This is a genomic window from Acinetobacter sp. 797_lipA, assembly GCF_058243025.1.
On sequence record NZ_JBZAYQ010000001.1, the window covers coordinates 1,204,872 to 1,222,138 of the forward strand.

At 42.4% G+C, this 17,267-nt stretch carries 19 protein-coding genes and 1 tRNA gene; all 20 read left to right on the top strand.

Annotated features, from left to right (window positions below):
- Window positions 1-59: 59 nt before the first annotated feature.
- The 20 genes from AC4CU2_RS05855 (at window position 60) to AC4CU2_RS05950 (ending at window position 17,169) form a co-directional block, all read left to right on the top strand.
- Window positions 60-2,852, top strand: coding sequence for a molybdopterin-dependent oxidoreductase (locus AC4CU2_RS05855; RefSeq protein ID WP_490768424.1), 2,793 nt, complete (start codon window positions 60-62; stop codon window positions 2,850-2,852).
- Window positions 2,849-3,475 (top strand): molybdenum cofactor guanylyltransferase, encoded by a 627-nt coding sequence (gene mobA, locus AC4CU2_RS05860; protein ID WP_039890087.1) that lies wholly within the window; start codon window positions 2,849-2,851, stop codon window positions 3,473-3,475. The genes AC4CU2_RS05855 and mobA overlap by 4 nt, the downstream gene beginning before the upstream one ends.
- 346 nt (window positions 3,476-3,821) lie before the next feature.
- On the top strand, window positions 3,822-4,850 hold the full coding sequence (gene moaA, locus AC4CU2_RS05865; RefSeq protein WP_490768425.1) for a GTP 3',8-cyclase MoaA: 1,029 nt from the start codon (window positions 3,822-3,824) through the stop codon (window positions 4,848-4,850).
- A 1-nt stretch (window position 4,851) separates the two neighbouring features.
- The gene (locus AC4CU2_RS05870) at window positions 4,852-5,118 is read left to right on the top strand and encodes a MoaD/ThiS family protein (protein ID WP_490768426.1); all 267 of its coding nucleotides are present in this window, start codon (window positions 4,852-4,854) and stop codon (window positions 5,116-5,118) included.
- A 1-nt stretch (window position 5,119) separates the two neighbouring features.
- On the top strand, window positions 5,120-5,617 hold the full coding sequence (locus AC4CU2_RS05875; protein ID WP_148825788.1) for a molybdenum cofactor biosynthesis protein MoaE: 498 nt from the start codon (window positions 5,120-5,122) through the stop codon (window positions 5,615-5,617).
- Window positions 5,618-5,806: 189 nt separating this feature from the next.
- Window positions 5,807-7,228 carry a cysteine--tRNA ligase gene (gene cysS, locus AC4CU2_RS05880; RefSeq protein ID WP_490768427.1) on the top strand — a complete coding sequence of 474 codons (1,422 nt, stop codon included), beginning with the start codon at window positions 5,807-5,809 and terminating at the stop codon, window positions 7,226-7,228.
- A gap of 64 nt (window positions 7,229-7,292) precedes the next feature.
- Window positions 7,293-7,368 (top strand) — tRNA-Gly (locus tag AC4CU2_RS05885).
- Window positions 7,369-7,515: 147 nt separating this feature from the next.
- Entirely contained in the window at window positions 7,516-8,163 is a 648-nt protein-coding gene (locus tag AC4CU2_RS05890; protein ID WP_490768428.1) for a 2'-5' RNA ligase family protein, read from the top strand.
- On the top strand, window positions 8,154-8,672 hold the full coding sequence (gene cobU / locus AC4CU2_RS05895; RefSeq protein ID WP_184118267.1) for a bifunctional adenosylcobinamide kinase/adenosylcobinamide-phosphate guanylyltransferase: 519 nt from the start codon (window positions 8,154-8,156) through the stop codon (window positions 8,670-8,672). Before AC4CU2_RS05890 ends, cobU begins: the two co-directional genes overlap by 10 nt.
- Complete coding sequence (cobT, locus tag AC4CU2_RS05900; protein ID WP_184118266.1) at window positions 8,669-9,721, top strand: nicotinate-nucleotide--dimethylbenzimidazole phosphoribosyltransferase; 1,053 nt, start codon at window positions 8,669-8,671, stop codon at window positions 9,719-9,721. The genes cobU and cobT overlap by 4 nt, the downstream gene beginning before the upstream one ends.
- Before the next feature lie 2 nt (window positions 9,722-9,723).
- The gene (locus tag AC4CU2_RS05905) at window positions 9,724-10,326 is read left to right on the top strand and encodes a histidine phosphatase family protein (protein WP_490768429.1); all 603 of its coding nucleotides are present in this window, start codon (window positions 9,724-9,726) and stop codon (window positions 10,324-10,326) included.
- Window positions 10,326-11,069, top strand: coding sequence for an adenosylcobinamide-GDP ribazoletransferase (locus tag AC4CU2_RS05910; protein WP_490768430.1), 744 nt, complete (start codon window positions 10,326-10,328; stop codon window positions 11,067-11,069). The genes AC4CU2_RS05905 and AC4CU2_RS05910 overlap by 1 nt, the downstream gene beginning before the upstream one ends.
- A gap of 270 nt (window positions 11,070-11,339) precedes the next feature.
- Window positions 11,340-12,317 (top strand): KpsF/GutQ family sugar-phosphate isomerase, encoded by a 978-nt coding sequence (locus tag AC4CU2_RS05915; protein ID WP_218288297.1) that lies wholly within the window; start codon window positions 11,340-11,342, stop codon window positions 12,315-12,317.
- 2 nt (window positions 12,318-12,319) lie between these two features.
- Window positions 12,320-12,859 (top strand): KdsC family phosphatase, encoded by a 540-nt coding sequence (locus AC4CU2_RS05920; protein WP_004982122.1) that lies wholly within the window; start codon window positions 12,320-12,322, stop codon window positions 12,857-12,859.
- Window positions 12,860-12,893: 34 nt separating this feature from the next.
- Window positions 12,894-13,436, top strand: coding sequence for an LPS export ABC transporter periplasmic protein LptC (gene lptC / locus AC4CU2_RS05925; RefSeq protein ID WP_078389214.1), 543 nt, complete (start codon window positions 12,894-12,896; stop codon window positions 13,434-13,436).
- Complete coding sequence (lptA, locus tag AC4CU2_RS05930; RefSeq protein ID WP_078389213.1) at window positions 13,426-13,992, top strand: lipopolysaccharide transport periplasmic protein LptA; 567 nt, start codon at window positions 13,426-13,428, stop codon at window positions 13,990-13,992. Before lptC ends, lptA begins: the two co-directional genes overlap by 11 nt.
- On the top strand, window positions 13,992-14,738 hold the full coding sequence (lptB, locus tag AC4CU2_RS05935) for an LPS export ABC transporter ATP-binding protein (RefSeq protein ID WP_436904740.1): 747 nt from the start codon (window positions 13,992-13,994) through the stop codon (window positions 14,736-14,738). Before lptA ends, lptB begins: the two co-directional genes overlap by 1 nt.
- A 259-nt stretch (window positions 14,739-14,997) precedes the next feature.
- Window positions 14,998-15,594, top strand: coding sequence for an IMPACT family protein (locus AC4CU2_RS05940; protein WP_490768431.1), 597 nt, complete (start codon window positions 14,998-15,000; stop codon window positions 15,592-15,594).
- The gene (locus tag AC4CU2_RS05945; RefSeq protein WP_490768432.1) at window positions 15,587-16,198 is read left to right on the top strand and encodes an acyltransferase; all 612 of its coding nucleotides are present in this window, start codon (window positions 15,587-15,589) and stop codon (window positions 16,196-16,198) included. Before AC4CU2_RS05940 ends, AC4CU2_RS05945 begins: the two co-directional genes overlap by 8 nt.
- A 128-nt stretch (window positions 16,199-16,326) precedes the next feature.
- Window positions 16,327-17,169 (top strand): universal stress protein, encoded by an 843-nt coding sequence (locus AC4CU2_RS05950; RefSeq protein WP_004696353.1) that lies wholly within the window; start codon window positions 16,327-16,329, stop codon window positions 17,167-17,169.
- The last annotated feature ends 98 nt before the right edge of the window (window positions 17,170-17,267 follow it).

Here is a 17,267-nt window from a genome sequence, read left to right on the forward strand (position 1 = left end):
CTTCTAAAAAGGAGGGGGTGATTTTAAGTATTTGCCATAGATAAAGGAGCGAAGCAGAAATGAATAGTATCCCTGTAATGGAACTGCATAGCTCCACAGAAAAAATGATTACAACTACACAAACCACCTGCCCATATTGTGGGGTGGGGTGTGGGGTAACAGCAACTGTTGAAGAAACGGCTTTAGGGCAAAAAGTCTCTGTGGTGGGTGATGCCCAGCATCCATCTAATTTCGGAAAGTTGTGTATTAAAGGCAGTAATTTAGCCGACACGGTAGGTTTAGAAACGCGCGTCTTACATCCCATGTTGGGGCGTAAACCGCAACGTGAGGTAAGTTCATGGGACACCGCAACAGACTTAATCGCCAACAAATTTCAACATTATATCGATCAATATGGGCCTGAAAGTATAGCTTTTTATGTCTCAGGTCAACTGCTGACTGAAGACTATTATGTGGTCAATAAATTTGTTAAAGGCTACTTGGGTACAGCCAATATCGACACCAATTCACGGTTGTGTATGTCTTCAGCCGTTGCTGCGCATAAACGTGCTTTTGGGGAAGACTTAGTTCCAGCCAGTTACAGTGATTTTGAACACACTGATATGGTGGTTTTAGTCGGTTCAAATACAGCTTGGTGTCATCCTGTGATGTATCAGCGTATCATGAAAGCCAAAGAGGAGCGAGATCTTTTTGTCGTCGTGATTGACCCGCGTTTTACTGCAACCTGTGAGGCGGCTGATTTACACTTACCAATTTTACCGGGGCAGGATGTCGCACTGTTCAATGGTCTATTACAGTATTTAGCAACCAATCATTATACCGATACCGATTTTATTGCAAAGCATACTCAAGGCCTAGAGCAAGCGCTGGCAAGCAGTGCATCTGAAGCATCAATAGCGAGTGTGAGCGAACGGACGGGGATTTCTGTTGAAAAATTAGCACTCTTTTTTGAAAAATTTGCTCAAACAGAAAAAGTGATGAGCTTATTTTCAATGGGTGTGAATCAGTCTTCACGTGGGGTAGATAAAGCCAATAGCATTACCAACTGTCATTTGTTAACGGGCAAAATTGGCAAATTGGGCGCTGCACCTTTTTCGATGACGGGCCAGCCGAATGCAATGGGCGGACGTGAAGTGGGTGGACTTGCCAATATGTTGGCTGCCCATATGGATTTGGATAACCCACAACATCAACAATTGGTTCAACAGTTTTGGCATAGTCCAACCATTGCAAAGCAAGTGGGTTTAAAAGCTGTCGACCTTTTTGAAGCGGTCGAAGCTGGAAAAATTAAAGCCATTTGGATTATGGCGACCAATCCTGTGGTGAGTTTACCCAATGCTGATCAGGTGAAACGTGCACTAGAGAAATGTGAGTTTGTGGTGGTGTCAGACATTTGTTTAGATACCGATACCACGCAATATGCCGATGTGTTGCTGCCTGCATTGGGTTGGGGAGAAAAAGATGGCACAGTCACCAATTCAGAACGCCGGATTTCCAGACAGCGAGCCTTTTTAGAACGACCAGCCCAAGCACAAGCGGATTGGTGGTCAGTGTCACAAGTGGCGAAAAAGTTAGGATTTCAGGGTTTTGACTTTGAAAGTAGCCATGACATTTTCAAAGAACATGCCCAGCTTTCAGCTTATCAAAATGCAGAAATCGATTTACGTTCATCGACTGAAACATTCCGCTATTTTAATTTGGCAGGCCTTACGGAACTTTCATTTGATGACTACCAAGAACTTGAACCGACGCAGTGGCCTGTACTTGTACCTTTGAAAAACGGCCAAACCAAGCCAAACATTTTTGCACAATTATTTAAAGATGGTCAGTTTAGTCATCCAGATGGTAAAGCCAAGTTTATTGCAACAACGGCAGTTGGTGCGGTGAATCCAATTAGCAGTGAGTATCCATTGGTGCTGAATACGGGGCGCATCCGTGATCAATGGCATACCATGACGCGTACAGGTTTATCAGCCAATTTAAGCACTCATAAAGCAGAACCTTATTGTGAAATTCACCCAAATGATGCCCTGAAATATGGTTTGAAAGATGGAGAACTGGTAGAGATCAAATCGGCTTGGGGAAATTGCGTACTGCGTGCCACGGTCAGTGACAATATCCGCCGAGGACAGATTTTTGCACCGATTCACTGGAGTGATCAATTCGCATCTGATGCACGGATTGGCAAAGTGGTGAATCCTGTAGTGGATGCTATTTCGGGAGAACCTGAGTTCAAACATACCCCTGTGATGATTCATCCGTTTTATACGCAATGGCAGGGCGTGTTTTATGTCAGAACGGGCTTTGAACATTTGGTGCAACAAAGCATTGAACAAAGCATTTGGTGGACCAAAATCAAAACGTCCAAAGCTATTCGTTATGAGTTGGCAGACCGTCGACGTTTTACGGAAACGACCGAACAACTCAAAGCTTTATTGCCTTTTGATGATGAAAGTTTTGAATGGCTCAATGTAGAAGATCAAACCGCTCATATTAGTCATAGTTTGGTGTTACAAGATGGCCACCTCATTGCGAGTCTGTATATTGCGCCCAAAGCCTTATTGCCAGATCGAGACTGGGTGGCAAGTCTGTTTAAGCGCGAACGCTTAAGCGCGATGCATCGGAAGGCTTTATTGGCAGGGCAAGCCATGTCAATGACTAATAGCGATGGCCCACTGGTCTGTAGCTGTTTTAAAGTTGGGAAAAATCGTATTATCGATGTCATTAAAGAAAAAAATATCACCCATGAAAAACAAGTCACTGCATGCTTAAAGGCAGGAGGCAATTGCGGTTCCTGCTTACCTGAAATTCGAGGTCTGATCAAAGCTTGTCAAACGGAGGATGTCGAATGAAAAGAAAAATATTCAAACCCGTGAGCTACCCAGAAACTGAAGTTGTCATTTTGGCGGGCGGTCAGGCGCGTCGTATGAATGGCATTAATAAACTCTTGCAAAAATTTGATGATGAAATTCAACTTATCAAAATTCATCAGCAGTTAAAGTCACGTGCAACCAAGGTATGGGTCAACAGCCATAGGGATCATTCCATTTATGAGCGGTTGATTCCGTCGATTGGTTTTTTTGAAGATGAGACAACAGGCTTTCAAGGGCCTTTGATGGGGATGAAAAGTGCATGGACACATGTGCAATCAGACTATGTGCTGTTCGTACCCTGTGATGTAACTTTTATTCCGAAAAAAGTGTTTTCACGGTTACATCAAGCGATGCAACAAGATCCGAACTGTGGTGTCGTTATTGTAGAAATCAATGACCGTGCACTGTATCCGTTTTGTTTGTTAAAACGGAGCAGTTTGCCGACATTGATTCAGCACCTTGAGCAAAATCAGCGCAGTTTAAGGCAGTGTTTTGCAGATCTGCACCCACAAGTGGCACGATTTAAAAATCATGCACTGTTTTTTCATAGCATCAACTCTTTGGATGAGCTACAACAGCATCGGCAACTCAATTTTTTATGAATACCTCAGATATTGAAGAGAGGAGGTTTGTGTCGAGAGTAGAAGATGTTGCCATAAACTGATTTGACTGTTTAAATAAAAATCTATAAAAGAACCAAATAAGTATTCATGTTGATACTAAATTTATTATAAAAACAATCATTTGAAATAAATTCAGAGGGAGTCGTTATTTTATTTAGATTATAAATGTATGCAGCAGTGATCACTCATTGCGGCGGTGAACTGAAATACTCAAAATTTAGAAAGTGCACAAAGTTGGAACAGTTATTGCAAAATATACTTCAGAAAATAGGGCGTGAAATATGAACTGCACCCACATCGCTCAAAGGACGCATAGGTAAGACAGATGAACAGCATGACCCATGTATCTGCAGTTAGAGTATTCCAAGATCAGTTTGGACGTGAAAAGCGCAAACTACGAATCTCGGTGACGGATCGTTGTAATTTTAAATGCGTCTATTGCATGCCAGAACATCCCGAATGGATGAAAAAACACGACTTGCTCAGCTTTGAAGAACTCTACCATTTTTGCAAATTTATGGTGCAGCATGGCGTTGAGCAAATTCGTATCACGGGGGGTGAACCGTTGATGCGCCAAGGTGTGGTACATTTTATCGAACAGTTACAAAGCCTAAAAAAACAGGGGTTGAAGCGTATTTCCATGACCACCAATGGTCATTATTTAAAACAATATGCCGTTGCTTTAAAGCAAGCAGGGTTAGATGATTTAAATATTAGTCTAGACAGTTTAGATGCCGAGCAATTTCAACACCTCACCAAGAAACAACTACATACAGTGTTGGAAGGCATTCAGGCTGCACAACAGCTTAGTTTTAACATCAAAATCAATACCGTGCTGATGAAAGGCATCAATGACGATCAAATTGTCCCTTTGGTGCAGTGGGCAAAGCAGCAAAAGGTAGAACTACGTTTTATTGAGTTTATGCCTTTAGATGGCGATCAAAATTGGTCGCAAGCCGATGTTGTCACTGAACAAGAGATTTTGTCCCAACTCAGCTCGCAATTTACGGTGCAAGTGCTTGAAGGACAAGGTGCCAATCCAGCACGTAGTTATCGAGTGGATGGTGCGAACATTGGGATTATCTCCACCATTAGCAACTCGTTTTGTGGGGAATGTGATCGACTGCGGTTGAATGCACAGGGTGAGTTTTATAATTGTCTTTTTGCTAAGCAAGGCTTAAATTTAAAATCAGACATTCAACAACTTGCCCAAATTAATCAGCATGAATCCTTTGTTTTAGAGGGGAAACTTTCAACTTATGTTTGGCATAAAGAGCAAGGCTTTCATGCTATTCAAAAACAGCAGTTGCATCAGCCCGTGCGAAAAATCAGTATGCATATGATTGGAGGTTAGGATGACTCAGGAATTAAACAACGTGATTAGAGTGAAGATCGAAGCTTTTGGTGCGATTGAACGCCAGTTACCCCCCAATTTAACGCTGCAATGTGAGCCTGATTCATCAGTTGCAGCGGTATTAAAGGATGTCGTTGCTCAATACCCAGCTGTCCACACATTATTGGAGCGCTGTGCCTGTGCAATGGGTGAAGACATTGTTCCAAGGCAGACCATTTTAAGTCGAGATTGTACTTTGGTGTTGTTGTCCCCTGTGGCAGGGGGTTGATATGGAATTAAAACAATTTCCACGGATTCAAACAGTGACTTTTAGCCAAAATGACTTTGATGGCATTCAGCATTTTCCTGAGTGTGGTGGCATTGGCATATTCATTGGTACAGTGCGGAATCACCATCAAGGCAAAGCTGTAAAAGCGTTAAAATATACCGCTTATGCACCAGTCGCTGAAAAAATGATTCGTCAAATTGAACAAGAAATCCAATTAAAATATGGAGTGTCTTATGTTCGAGTGGTGCATCGTATTGGTGCTTTAGATATTGGTGATACTGCCATTATTGCAATGGCTTACGCTGCGCACCGCCGTGAAGCCTTTCAAGCCTGTGAGGAAGCGGTAGAACGGGTAAAACATGAAGTTCCTGTGTGGAAAGAGGAGTTTTATGTGGATGGCACCAGTCAGTATGTCGAGGGCTGTTGTATTCGAACAGATCATGAAGCGCCAAAACCTCATAGCCATGAGCATTGCGAGCATGTACATGTTCATCCCTAGTAAATGCATCATGCAATGCCAATATTTACCAATAATCCCTTTAAGACCTGAATGAAGAAAATTTAGTATCAGTTGCGTATGAATGAAAAGTGGCGAGATAATTGAAAGAAAAATCTTCTGAAAACTTTATGAAAAATAATGCTTAGGTTAAGATGATCAATTCTTATATTTGAAGTCTTTTGAATCGCTATGCAACCATTTGTTCTATATAACTCAGAGCAACGCAAAAAAGTAGAATTCGTACCTCGTGTTGAGGGACATATTGATATGTATGTCTGCGGTATGACGGTGTATGACTACTGTCATATTGGACATGCGCGTGTGATGGTTGCATTTGACTATATTATTCGCTTCCTGCGTAGCCAAGGTTGGAGCGTGAAATATGTACGTAACATTACCGACATTGACGACAAAATCATTAAACGTGCCAATGAAAATGGCGAGTCGATTACTCAGTTGACAGACCGCTTTATTCAAGCTATGAATGAAGATGCTGAAAATCTAGGCTGCCTACATCCAGATGAAGCACCGCGTGCAACGGATTATATTGATCAAATGCAAAGCATGATTGGCAACTTGGTTGAAAAGGGTACTGCTTATCCATCTGCCAATGGTGATGTGTATTTCCAAGTGGAAAAATTCGCCAAATATGGTCGTCTTTCGGGTCGTAAACTGGAAGATATGCAAGCGGGTGCATCTGAACGTGTCGATGTTGAAGTTGAGAAAAAACATCCCTTTGACTTTGTACTTTGGAAACATGCCAAAGAAAATGAACCTGCATGGGCTTCGCCGTGGGGCAAAGGTCGTCCGGGCTGGCATATTGAATGTTCTGCGATGTCGACTTGCTGCCTAGGGAACCATTTTGACATTCATGGTGGTGGTTCAGACCTCATGTTCCCGCACCATGAAAATGAAATTGCACAGTCTGAGGCTTCAACTGGCGAGCAGTATGTCAACTACTGGATGCATGTCGGTTTCATCAACGTTGATGGCGAAAAGATGTCGAAGTCATTGGGCAATTTCTTTACCATTCGCGATGTGATGGATAAGTTCCATCCTGAAGTGATTCGTTACTTCATTGTGTCTTCACACTATCGTAGCCCTGTGAACTTCTCTGATGTTGCTTTAAAAGAAGCAAAAACAGCACTGTCACGCTTCTATCATTCATTTAAAGCTTATCAACAAGCCTATGGCGATACACAAGTCGGTACCTTAGATGAAACATTGCTTGAGCGTTTCAATAGTGCCATGCGTGATGACTTCAATACCGCTGAGGCCATTGCGGTATTGTTTGAAGTCAACAAAGAATTGAACCGTGCCGTGAAAGAGCAACAAGCGGAACAAGCGGCGATTTACTATGCAACTTTGCGTCATTTAACCAATATTCTAGGTTTGGTTCAACACAATGTTGAAGAGTTCCTGAAGTCTGATATTGGGCAAGAGGCTTTGGCTTTGTCTGAAGAGCAAATTGAAGATTTGATTCAACAACGTCAAGATGCGAAAAAAGCCAAAGAATTTGCCAAAGCGGATGAAATTCGTCAGTCCTTGTTAGATCAGGGTGTAGTTTTGGAAGACAATCGCCAAGGGACAATCTGGCGCCGTGCTGATTAATTCAGCAATTGCATTATAGAGTGTTGACAGTTTGATGAAACTCTCTATAATGCACATCCATATTGCGGGAATAGCTCAGTTGGTAGAGCACAACCTTGCCAAGGTTGGGGTCGCGAGTTCGAGTCTCGTTTCCCGCTCCAAAATTTAAAAAGCCTCAAGTTCAACTTGGGGTTTTTTTATGTCTGTAATTTGAGTGTGTTGAAAATAATTCATTCAAATGTGAAATTATCTCGGTGTGTCAGCCCATAATTTTGACAAAAATATGCTTAAATCATTCATCTTCATTTGTGAATAAAATTGTGTTTCTCCAACCCAATAGCACTGTCGTACCGACCGAAGCTCGAGACTATCCTGAATGGCATTTGGGACGAGAATGCTATGCACTTTGGTATATTGAAGTGGATGATCCCGTTTTGATCAGCTATTTAACAAAGCTTCGTGAGCAGTTCTCAGATTTGCTTTATCAACCAAATCAACGGCAGTTTCATATCACTTTATTTGTTGCAGGTTTTTGGGTAGAACAGGCAACACAGTCGGATGACTTTAGTCGAGTGCAACTGAATCAGCAGCTTGAACGCCTTAAAAATTTAAAACTAGAATCTTTTCAGTTACAGATGGGTGAATTAAATAGTTTTGAAAGTGCCTTATTTTTAAAAGTAGATGATACCGCAGGCGTGTTGGATCAAATTAGAAAAACATTGCTGCAAACCTCGCAGGAAGTCGCGGCATTGAGTTATTGTCCACATATTACATTAGGTCTATACCGTGAAGTAGTGTGTAGTGATCATGTATTGGCACGGATAGCTGAAATTGAAGATATTAGCTATAGCTTAAATGTCTCAAAGCTCACGTTTGGTTTTTATCAGGCCCATGTCCTACAAGGGCTATTGTTTTCACATGCACAAATTGAGTTGGGGAATGCGCAATGCAACTGATTTTAGGTGGTGCACGTTCGGGGAAAAGCCGCTTGGCGGAGCAGATTGCCCAACAGTTGGCGCAGCCTGTGGTTTATGTGGCAACTGCACAAGCCTTGGATGGGGAGATGCAAGCGCGTATTCAACACCATCAGCAACAACGACCCAAAGATTGGGGGCTGTGTGAAGAACCCATTTATCTTGCAGCGCAGTTGGTCAAATTAGATCGCCCAAACCAAACCATTTTGGTCGATTGTCTGACCTTATGGATGAGTAATTTACTGATGCATGCTGACCCAGATTTGCAAGTTCAAGAATGCCAAAAGTTGTTAGATGTTGTCGGAAATTTACAGTCTGAGCTGATTTTAGTGAGTAATGAAACAGGCCTAGGTGTGGTTCCAATGGGACAAATTAGCCGACGTTTTGTTGATGAAACAGGGCGATTGCATCAGCAGTTAGGTCAAATTGCTCAAAAAGTGGTGTTCTGCGTAGCAGGATTTCCAATGATTTTAAAAGGAGAACAAGTGTGAGTTGGTGGTTAGAAGCATGTCAAAGTCCGAGTGAGTCTGTATTGGCTCAAGCCCTAGCACGCCAGTCACAGTTGACCAAACCGACAGGCTCGTTGTCGGAGCTTGAATCGGTTGCAGTGACTTTAGCTAGTTTGCAAAACACTGTAAAACCCAAGATTGACCGCCCATGGATTACAATTTTTGCAGGCGATCATGGGGTGATGGAGGAAAATATTTCTGCCTATCCACAAGCGGTGACACGTCAAATGTTGCAGAACTTCGCAACTGGCGGGGCGTGTATTAGTGTGATTGCCAAAGAGTATCAAGCCAAGTTACAAGTCATTGACTGTGGTTCAGTCGGTGAAGCGTATGAATATGTCGGGGTTGAACGCCACTGCATCCGTGCTGGCACGGCTAACTTTGCTCAAACCCAAGCCATGACTGAAGCTGAATGTGAAGCAGCTTTTGCTTTGGGGCAAAAAAGTGTGGAAGATGCCATCGCTTATGGGGCAGATATCTATGTCGCGGGTGAGATGGGCATTGGAAATACCTGTTCAGCCTCAGCCGTGGCTTGTTTTTTATTGGCTGAACCCGCTGAAAAGCTCACGGGTGTTGGAACAGGTATCCGTACTGAACAATTGATACATAAAAAACAGGTGATTGACCAAGCACTTTCACTGCATGCGCAATATGTCGGGAATGATCCGTTTAAAGCCTTATGTGCGGTGGGTGGGCTTGAAATTGCAGCCATGACAGCCGCGTATATTCGCTGTGCACAACTGGGGCTGCCGATGGTGGTTGATGGGTTTATCAGTACTGTTTCGGCATTGCTCGCAATACGTTTAAATCCAGACGTTCGTGCTTGGATGCTCTTTGGGCATCAGTCGGCTGAATATGGTCATGTCCGTTTGTTAGAAGAACTTAAAGCTATGCCTCTATTGAAGCTGAACCTACGTTTAGGTGAAGGCAGCGGAGCAGGAGCTGCACTTGGGCTGATCAAACTCGCCTGCCGCTTACACAATGAGATGGCAACATTTGCTGAAGCAGCAGTGATTGGTGAGAAAGTTTAGAGATGTTGTATTTAGATTTTCTGCGCCACGGCGAAACCAGCTTAAGTCATACCCTACGGGGTAAAACGGACGATGCTTTGACGGAGAAAGGATGGATGCAAATGCAGTCTACTATCGCTCAGGCTGAGCAGGTTAGTCAGGCGTGGGATGTCATTTATAGCTCACCATTACAGCGCTGTCGTCTGTTTGCAGAGCAGTGGGCGGAGCAAAAACAGCTCCCTTTGTATATAGAACCGAATTTGCAAGAAATGGATTTTGGAGAATGGGAAGCTCAGCCGACCGATCGACTCTATCAACTCTACCCAGATGAATTGGCTCAATTTTGGCAAAAACCGTTAAGCTTTACACCGCCCCAGGCAGAAAGCTTATTGGCATTTAAAAGTCGTGTTCTAGAGTCTGTAGAGACCTTGACCCAACAAATGTATGCGCAGGGCTGGACACGCGCATTGATTATTTCCCATGGTGGAGTGATTAAACTCTTAAAATGCCAAGCGCTGAAGCAAAATGCTAATGACCTTTTAAAAATGTCAGCAGAGTTGGGACAGTTGAACCGTTTTGTATTCGATCAAGGGCAACTTCAGTTTATTCAAAGTGAGGACGTGTAATGACACCTTTTTGGATTGCACTGCAGTTTTTAACGACCTTTCCAGTTCGTTTAAGCACGATGCCAACGCCTCAGCAAAATGCGCAAGCACTGTTATTTTATCCTGTGGTGGGCTTGCTCATAGGAGCCATTCTGTATGGGATCGCCCTGTTATTGCATGCTTTGCCACTTGTGCTGTTAAGCAGTGTGATTCTGGTGTTATGGATTTGGCTGACAGGTGGTTTGCATCTGGATGGTTTGGCCGATACCGCAGATGCTTGGGTCGGTGGTTTTGGCGATAAAGCACGCACACTTGAGATCATGAAAGATCCGAGTTGTGGGCCGATAGGTGTACTCAGCCTTGTCATTGTATGCATATTAAAGTGGTCTGCACTGTATGTGTTATTGCAGCAGCAGTGTTATAGCACACTCATTTTATTTCCTGTCTTAGGGCGTCTTGTGCCGCTATTTTTCTTTTTAAGCACAGACTATGTGCGTGCTAAAGGACTCGGCAGCCAGTTGGGCCAACATTTAGCACGACCAATTGCAATGGCACTTTTACTGCTGATACCTTTGGTGGCTTTGTATTGGACATGGATTGGTGTTGTGGTGATTGCCACTTTTTATCTGGTATTATGGTATTTGCGGTATAAATTTATACAGCGTATTGGTGGTGTGACGGGAGATACCATTGGTGCCAGTATTGAAATAATTGAATTAGCGACATTGTTTAGCTTTGTGGTGGCTACTTTTTATTTCACTTAAGTTAAGAAATTAATAAGAGCCTCTCAGCGTGAAAGATGTGCAGTCATACGTGGTCGAAAGAAAAAATAATAAAAAGGGAGCGAGCTATATGCACTTGAAACAAAGGTCTTCCATCATCAGCAAAACACATTTGTAGATATGTTGTGAAAATCCAAAGATTTCCGCGCTAGTTGTCTACAGAGATATGATAAAATTGCGAAAATTATTTTTATGTGCTGACGTTTCATTTCGTCACACGGTTCAGGTAAAACAACGTTGAATTCTGAAAATATGTCAAATCCCATTGATTTCCAAAAAGTTGCTTTAGAAACACTAGAGATAGAGCGTCAGGCACTCTCGGTACTTGCTCAGCAAATCGATGATCGTTTTAGCCGTGCTTGTGAAATTATCTTAAAGTGTAAAGGTCGCTTAGTCATTACTGGCATGGGTAAATCAGGGCATATTGGCCGAAAAATGGCAGCCACCTTTGCCTCTACAGGTACGCCATCATTCTTTATGCACCCAGGTGAAGCGGGGCATGGTGATTTAGGGATGTTGGTTGCAGGTGATGTGCTGATTGCGATTTCAAACTCGGGCAAGAGTGATGAAATCATGATGCTGATGCCTTTGATCAAATATTTGGGTGTGCCTTTAATTACGATCAGCGGTGATGACCGTGGGCCGATGCCACAAAATGCAGATGTGGCGCTGACGTTGGGCAATATTCAAGAAGCTTGTCCATTAGGTCTAGCACCAACATCGAGTACAACGGCGACTTTAGCTTTGGGTGATGCATTGGCTGTTGCACTGTTAGATGCACGCGGGTTTACTTCAGATGACTTTGCACGCTCGCATCCTGCGGGTGCTTTGGGTAAACGCTTGTTATTACATGTGAAGCATTTAATGCACACTGGGGACGAACTACCGAAAGTGTCTCCAGATACAGCAATGAACAAAGTTCTGTACGAAATCTCTAACAAACGCCTAGGTTTAACCACAATTGTGGATGACAATGATCATCTATTGGGGATTTTTACTGATGGTGACTTACGCCGTTTGATTGATAAACAGCAAGGTTTTGATGTGAACTTGGCGGTGTCTGATGTGATGATTAAGAGCCCGCTGACGATTTCACCTGAAGCGCGTGCTGTTGAAGCATTAGAGCGAATGAATGAAAAGAAAATTAACCAATTTGTCGTTGTTGATGAGAGCAATAAAGTCATTGGTGTTTTGAGTATGCATGACCTGATTCAAGCTGGGGTAAATTAAAAATGGCTTCTTATATTTTGTTAGAACAAGCGCGTTATGTAGAAGCTCTAGTTTTGGATGTTGATGGTATTTTAAGTGATGGTTTTGTGACTTTGACCAACTCGGGGGACGAAATCAAATCTTTCGATATCCGTGATGGCTTAGGTATGAAACTGGTTCAGCAAGCTGGTGTGAAAGTGATTATTATCACAGGACGTAAAAGTCAGATCGTAGAAAAACGGATGTCTGATTTGGGCGTGGACCTTGTTTATCAAGGCCGTGAAGACAAAGGTGTTGCACTGCGCGAGGCTTGTGCAAAATTTGGTATTTCACCTGAAGATTGTTTATACATGGGTGATGACTGGCCTGACCTATCTGCATTTGCCATTGCAGGCATGAAAGTGACCGTGCCAAATGGTCATTTAGAAGTACGTCGTCGTGCCGATTTGGTAACTCAAGCGATGGGTGGACGTGGCGCGGTACGTGAAATCTGCGATATGATTTTACAAGCCAAAGGTGTATACGAAACTTTACTTGAAAAGTACACCGCAGTCCCGCATTAATCTGTATGCATGCATGAGAGTTTAGTTAACATTTATGGATACTAAAGTTTTATATATCACTGCTGTAGCCATTGCGGCTATCAGTAGTGGTTATTACTATTACAGTGGAAAAGGGCAAAAGCTCGAGGTCGATGGTGCGCAAAGCATGACCTATTCTGCTGAGCAGATCCAACTGACTCAAACAGATGAGCAGGGTCATTTATACGTCCGTGCAAAAGTAGATCGTCTTGAGCAGGACATGCAAAAGAAGACCTCTAAGTTAGAAAACTTAAATGCTGAGATGTATAAAGATGGAAAAGTGGATGCAACTTTCTATGCCAAGCAAGCCAATGGCATCAACGACAACGAAAAAGTCGTTCTGACAAACCAAGTGGTTGCAAAGAAAATGTTGGATCAAGGTCAGATGCAGTTTGAGACAGCAGAACTGACTGCGTTTCCACAGACGCGTGAACTTGAATCTCAGCATCAAGTGGTTGTTACGACACCACAAGCAGAATTTGTTAGTCAGGGCTTAAAAGCGAATTTAAATACGGGTCAATATGACTTTTTCCATATTCGAGGGAAGTATGAACCATAATCCAAAATTTTCTATTTCGAAAACTTTCCTCAAGCAAACACTTGCACTGAGTTTAGGTGTGGCTGTTTCAACTTTTGCTTTGGCATTGCCAAGTGACCGTAGTAAAGCGATTTCGTTGGTGGCAGATCGTGCAACTTTTAATGAAAAAACGGGTGTTACGACGTACACAGGCAATGTCATCATTGAACAGGGTACGATGAAACTACAAGCGGATTCGATTGTTGCCAATTTAAATCAAACCCGTCAAATTAGCACCATTACGGCCAATGGTAAGCCTGCACGTTTCCAACAACAAGTTAGTACCAACAAAGGTATTGCCAAAGGTCAGGCGCAAAAAATTATTTATAATGCAGAAACAGGCATTATTACCTTATCGGGCAGTGCACTTCTAGAACAAGATGGTGCCAGTATTCGCGGTAATACATTGCGTTATAGTATGAATAAAGGTGATATCGAAGCGATTGGTACACCAAATAACAGTGGTTCGTCGAGTGGTCGTGTTAAGATTGTGATCCCACCTTCAGGTTCTCAATCCTTCCCAGGAGCGCGTGACTAATGGAGCAAACTCTCAATCAGCCACAAACCCTATGTATTAAGCATCTCGCGAAAAACTACAGTAAGCGTTGGGTAGTGAAAGATGTATCTTTTAGCATGCAAAGCGGACAAATCGTAGGTTTACTGGGCCCTAATGGTGCTGGGAAAACCACCAGTTTCTATATGGTGGTTGGACTGGTGCGTATGGACAAAGGTGAAATTCATCTTGATGACCTAGATATGTCTGATTTGGCCATGCATGAACGTGCACGTAAAGGCATTGGTTACTTACCTCAAGAAGCCTCAATTTTTAGAAAACTCACTATTTCTGAAAATATTATGTCGATTTTGGAAACGCGCAAAGATCTAAATAAAGAACAACGTAAACAGCGTCTGCATGAATTATTAGCCGATTTCAAAATTAGCCATATTAAAGATTCATTGGGTATGAGTGTGTCTGGTGGTGAACGTCGTCGTGCTGAAATTGCACGTGCGTTGGCAGCCGATCCAAAATTTATGTTGCTCGATGAACCTTTTGCTGGGGTTGACCCAATTTCAGTGGGTGACATTAAAGATATTATTCGTACCCTAAAAGACCGTGGTATTGGCGTTCTTATTACGGATCATAACGTTCGTGAGACTTTGGCGATTTGTGAACGTGCTTATATCGTGAGTGAGGGTGCGGTGATTGCTGAAGGTACTCCAGATGAAATCTTAGCCAATGAAACCGTGCGTCAAGTTTACCTTGGTGATGACTTCACTGTATAAGCTTTTTCTGCGTCAATGAAAATAATTGGCGCAGATTTCCCTGTCATATTTTTAATGCATCGCTTTGCATTGAATTAAGAATAGGGCATTTCTTTATATTCAAACCGCGCACCCTGCCATCCTTTTGAAATCGCTTTTTCAGCATGCTACACAATATGCATATCTTTTTTCGTGTTGGCTTAAAGCGAAAAGCCATTTTCATACGATAGCTGATTGAAAATACGTTATAATTTTTTGTGAAATTTTTAAAAATTACGCTATGCCATTTACCATCTCTAGTTTAATGAGCTATGAAGAAGACATTAAAAAAAGTCGTTTTCAAGCTTTTGCTGTGCCTGTAGAAAATGAACAAGCTGTTAAAGATTTTCTAGAGCAATATAAAGATATCAGCACCACGCATCAGTGCTGGGCATGGAAAATTGGCCACAATGTTCGTTTTAATGATGACGGTGAACCCTCAGGTACTGCAGGTCGTCCTATTTTAGCGACCATTGAAGGCAATGAGCTGACCAATATTTTGGTTTTAGTCAATCGTTGGTATGGTGGTGTCAAGCTAGGCACAGGCGGACTGGTACGTGCTTATGGTGGAACTGCAGGACAGTGTTTACTGTTGGCTGAAAAAATAGAACTCATTGAGAAGAAAAAAGTGCATTTTGCCTGCCAATTTAATGAATGGGCGATTTTCCAGTATGAGCTGAATAGCCAGCAGATTGAGTTTAATGAGCAATATACTGCGGATGGCGTAATTGTAGAAGCATTCTTACAAGTGCATCAGATTAAAGCGCTCAGACTTAAAATACAAGACATAACCCGTGGGCGTGAAGCGTTAAAAATTGTGGATGACCATCATGACTGATCCCTTATTAAAATATCGTGAGCAGCATAAGCATCGCTTAAATTATATGCCCTGGTTGTATTGGTCGCTCAAGCCTAAAAACCGTGAGTGGGCTGAAGTATGGCAGCAAGAATACCAAGCTTATCTAATGGAAATGGAAACCGTTGAAATTGGTCAAAACTGTTTTATTTCTCCATTGGCACACATATTTGCAGAGCCTGGCCGCAAAATTGTCATTGGCGACAACACGTTTATTGCTGCCGATTGTACTTTGCATGGGCCTTTAGATATTGGCAGCGAAGTCGCGATCAACCACCATTGTATTTTAGATGGTGGTCGTGTGGGGATTAAGTTACATGATCAAGTGCGTATTGCGGCTTATTGTCACTTATATGCCTTTGACCATGGTATGGTACTTAGCGATCCGATTTATCAACAACCTGTACGTTCACAAGGGATAGAAATTGGTCGGGATGTTTGGTTGGGTGCGCATGTGGGCGTGAAAGATGGAGTGAAAATTGGTGCACATGCAGTGGTGGGAATGAATAGTATGGTAACCAAAGATATCGCTGAGCAATCGATTGTTGCTGGCAATCCTGCTCAGTTTATTCGTTTACGTGATTAAGATATCAAAGAATATTGAACATTTATCAATACTTAATTACATAAAAACCTGCCATCAAAAAAAAAGATATGCTAAGTTTAGAACAACAATGAGACCTTATACCGAATGCGGTGTAATGAGAGGCGATAATGAAACGAGTCATTGCATGTATTGATTCTTCCCCTTGTATCAATGCCCTAGCAGAAGCTGCGGCGTGGATTGCAAAACAGACGGGGCGGGAATTGGTCCTTTTACAAGTTTTGGATTATTATCCTGCAAGTTATCACTTAGGTGAAATTAGCGGGGTAATTGGATTTGAAAGCAATGCAATGTTGCTCAAAGAGCTGGCTGAATTAGAGCAAAAACAAAGTGAACTTGCGCTCAGTTATAGCAATAATTTGCTCGATCATATTTCTAAACTCATTCTCGAAACGCATGGCCTACATACGACACATATTCAAGAAAAGGGTGACTTTCTAGAGCAAAGTTTTAACTTATTGCATGAAGATGACATTGTGGTGATTGGCCGTGTGGGTGAGAAATCGGCTGAACGCAATAAACCATTGGGCAGTAATGTTGAAAACTTTATCCGTGGTGCAAACTGTACCGTCATGACGGTAGGTGATAGCTTTAAGCCACCTACGCGCTTTATCTTTGCCTACGAGTATTCACCGACGTGTGTGAAGATGATGAAACGGATTGCGCAAAGTGATCTACTGCGCCTCTTACAATGCCATTTGGTCTATGTCGGTGACCATCCTGAAATTTTAAGAGAGCCTGAACAATATCTGAAAGATGCAAATTTGGATGTGATTACAGAATATCGTTACGGCGACGTGGCTGAAAATATTCTGGAATACCAAAATGAGCATGGCATACAACTGATTGTGCTCGGTGCGTTCAGCCACAGTAAAATTCATCAGTTCTTCTTGGGCAGTATTGCAACCACCATTTTTAGGAATGCCAAAGTTCCCTTACTGGTGGCACGTTAATTTAGAGTGATTTATCTAAATTGGAACTGTTTTATCCATAGTTATCCGCATTAATTGTGGATAACTATATGGACAGTAAATGTAAGTTTATAATTTAT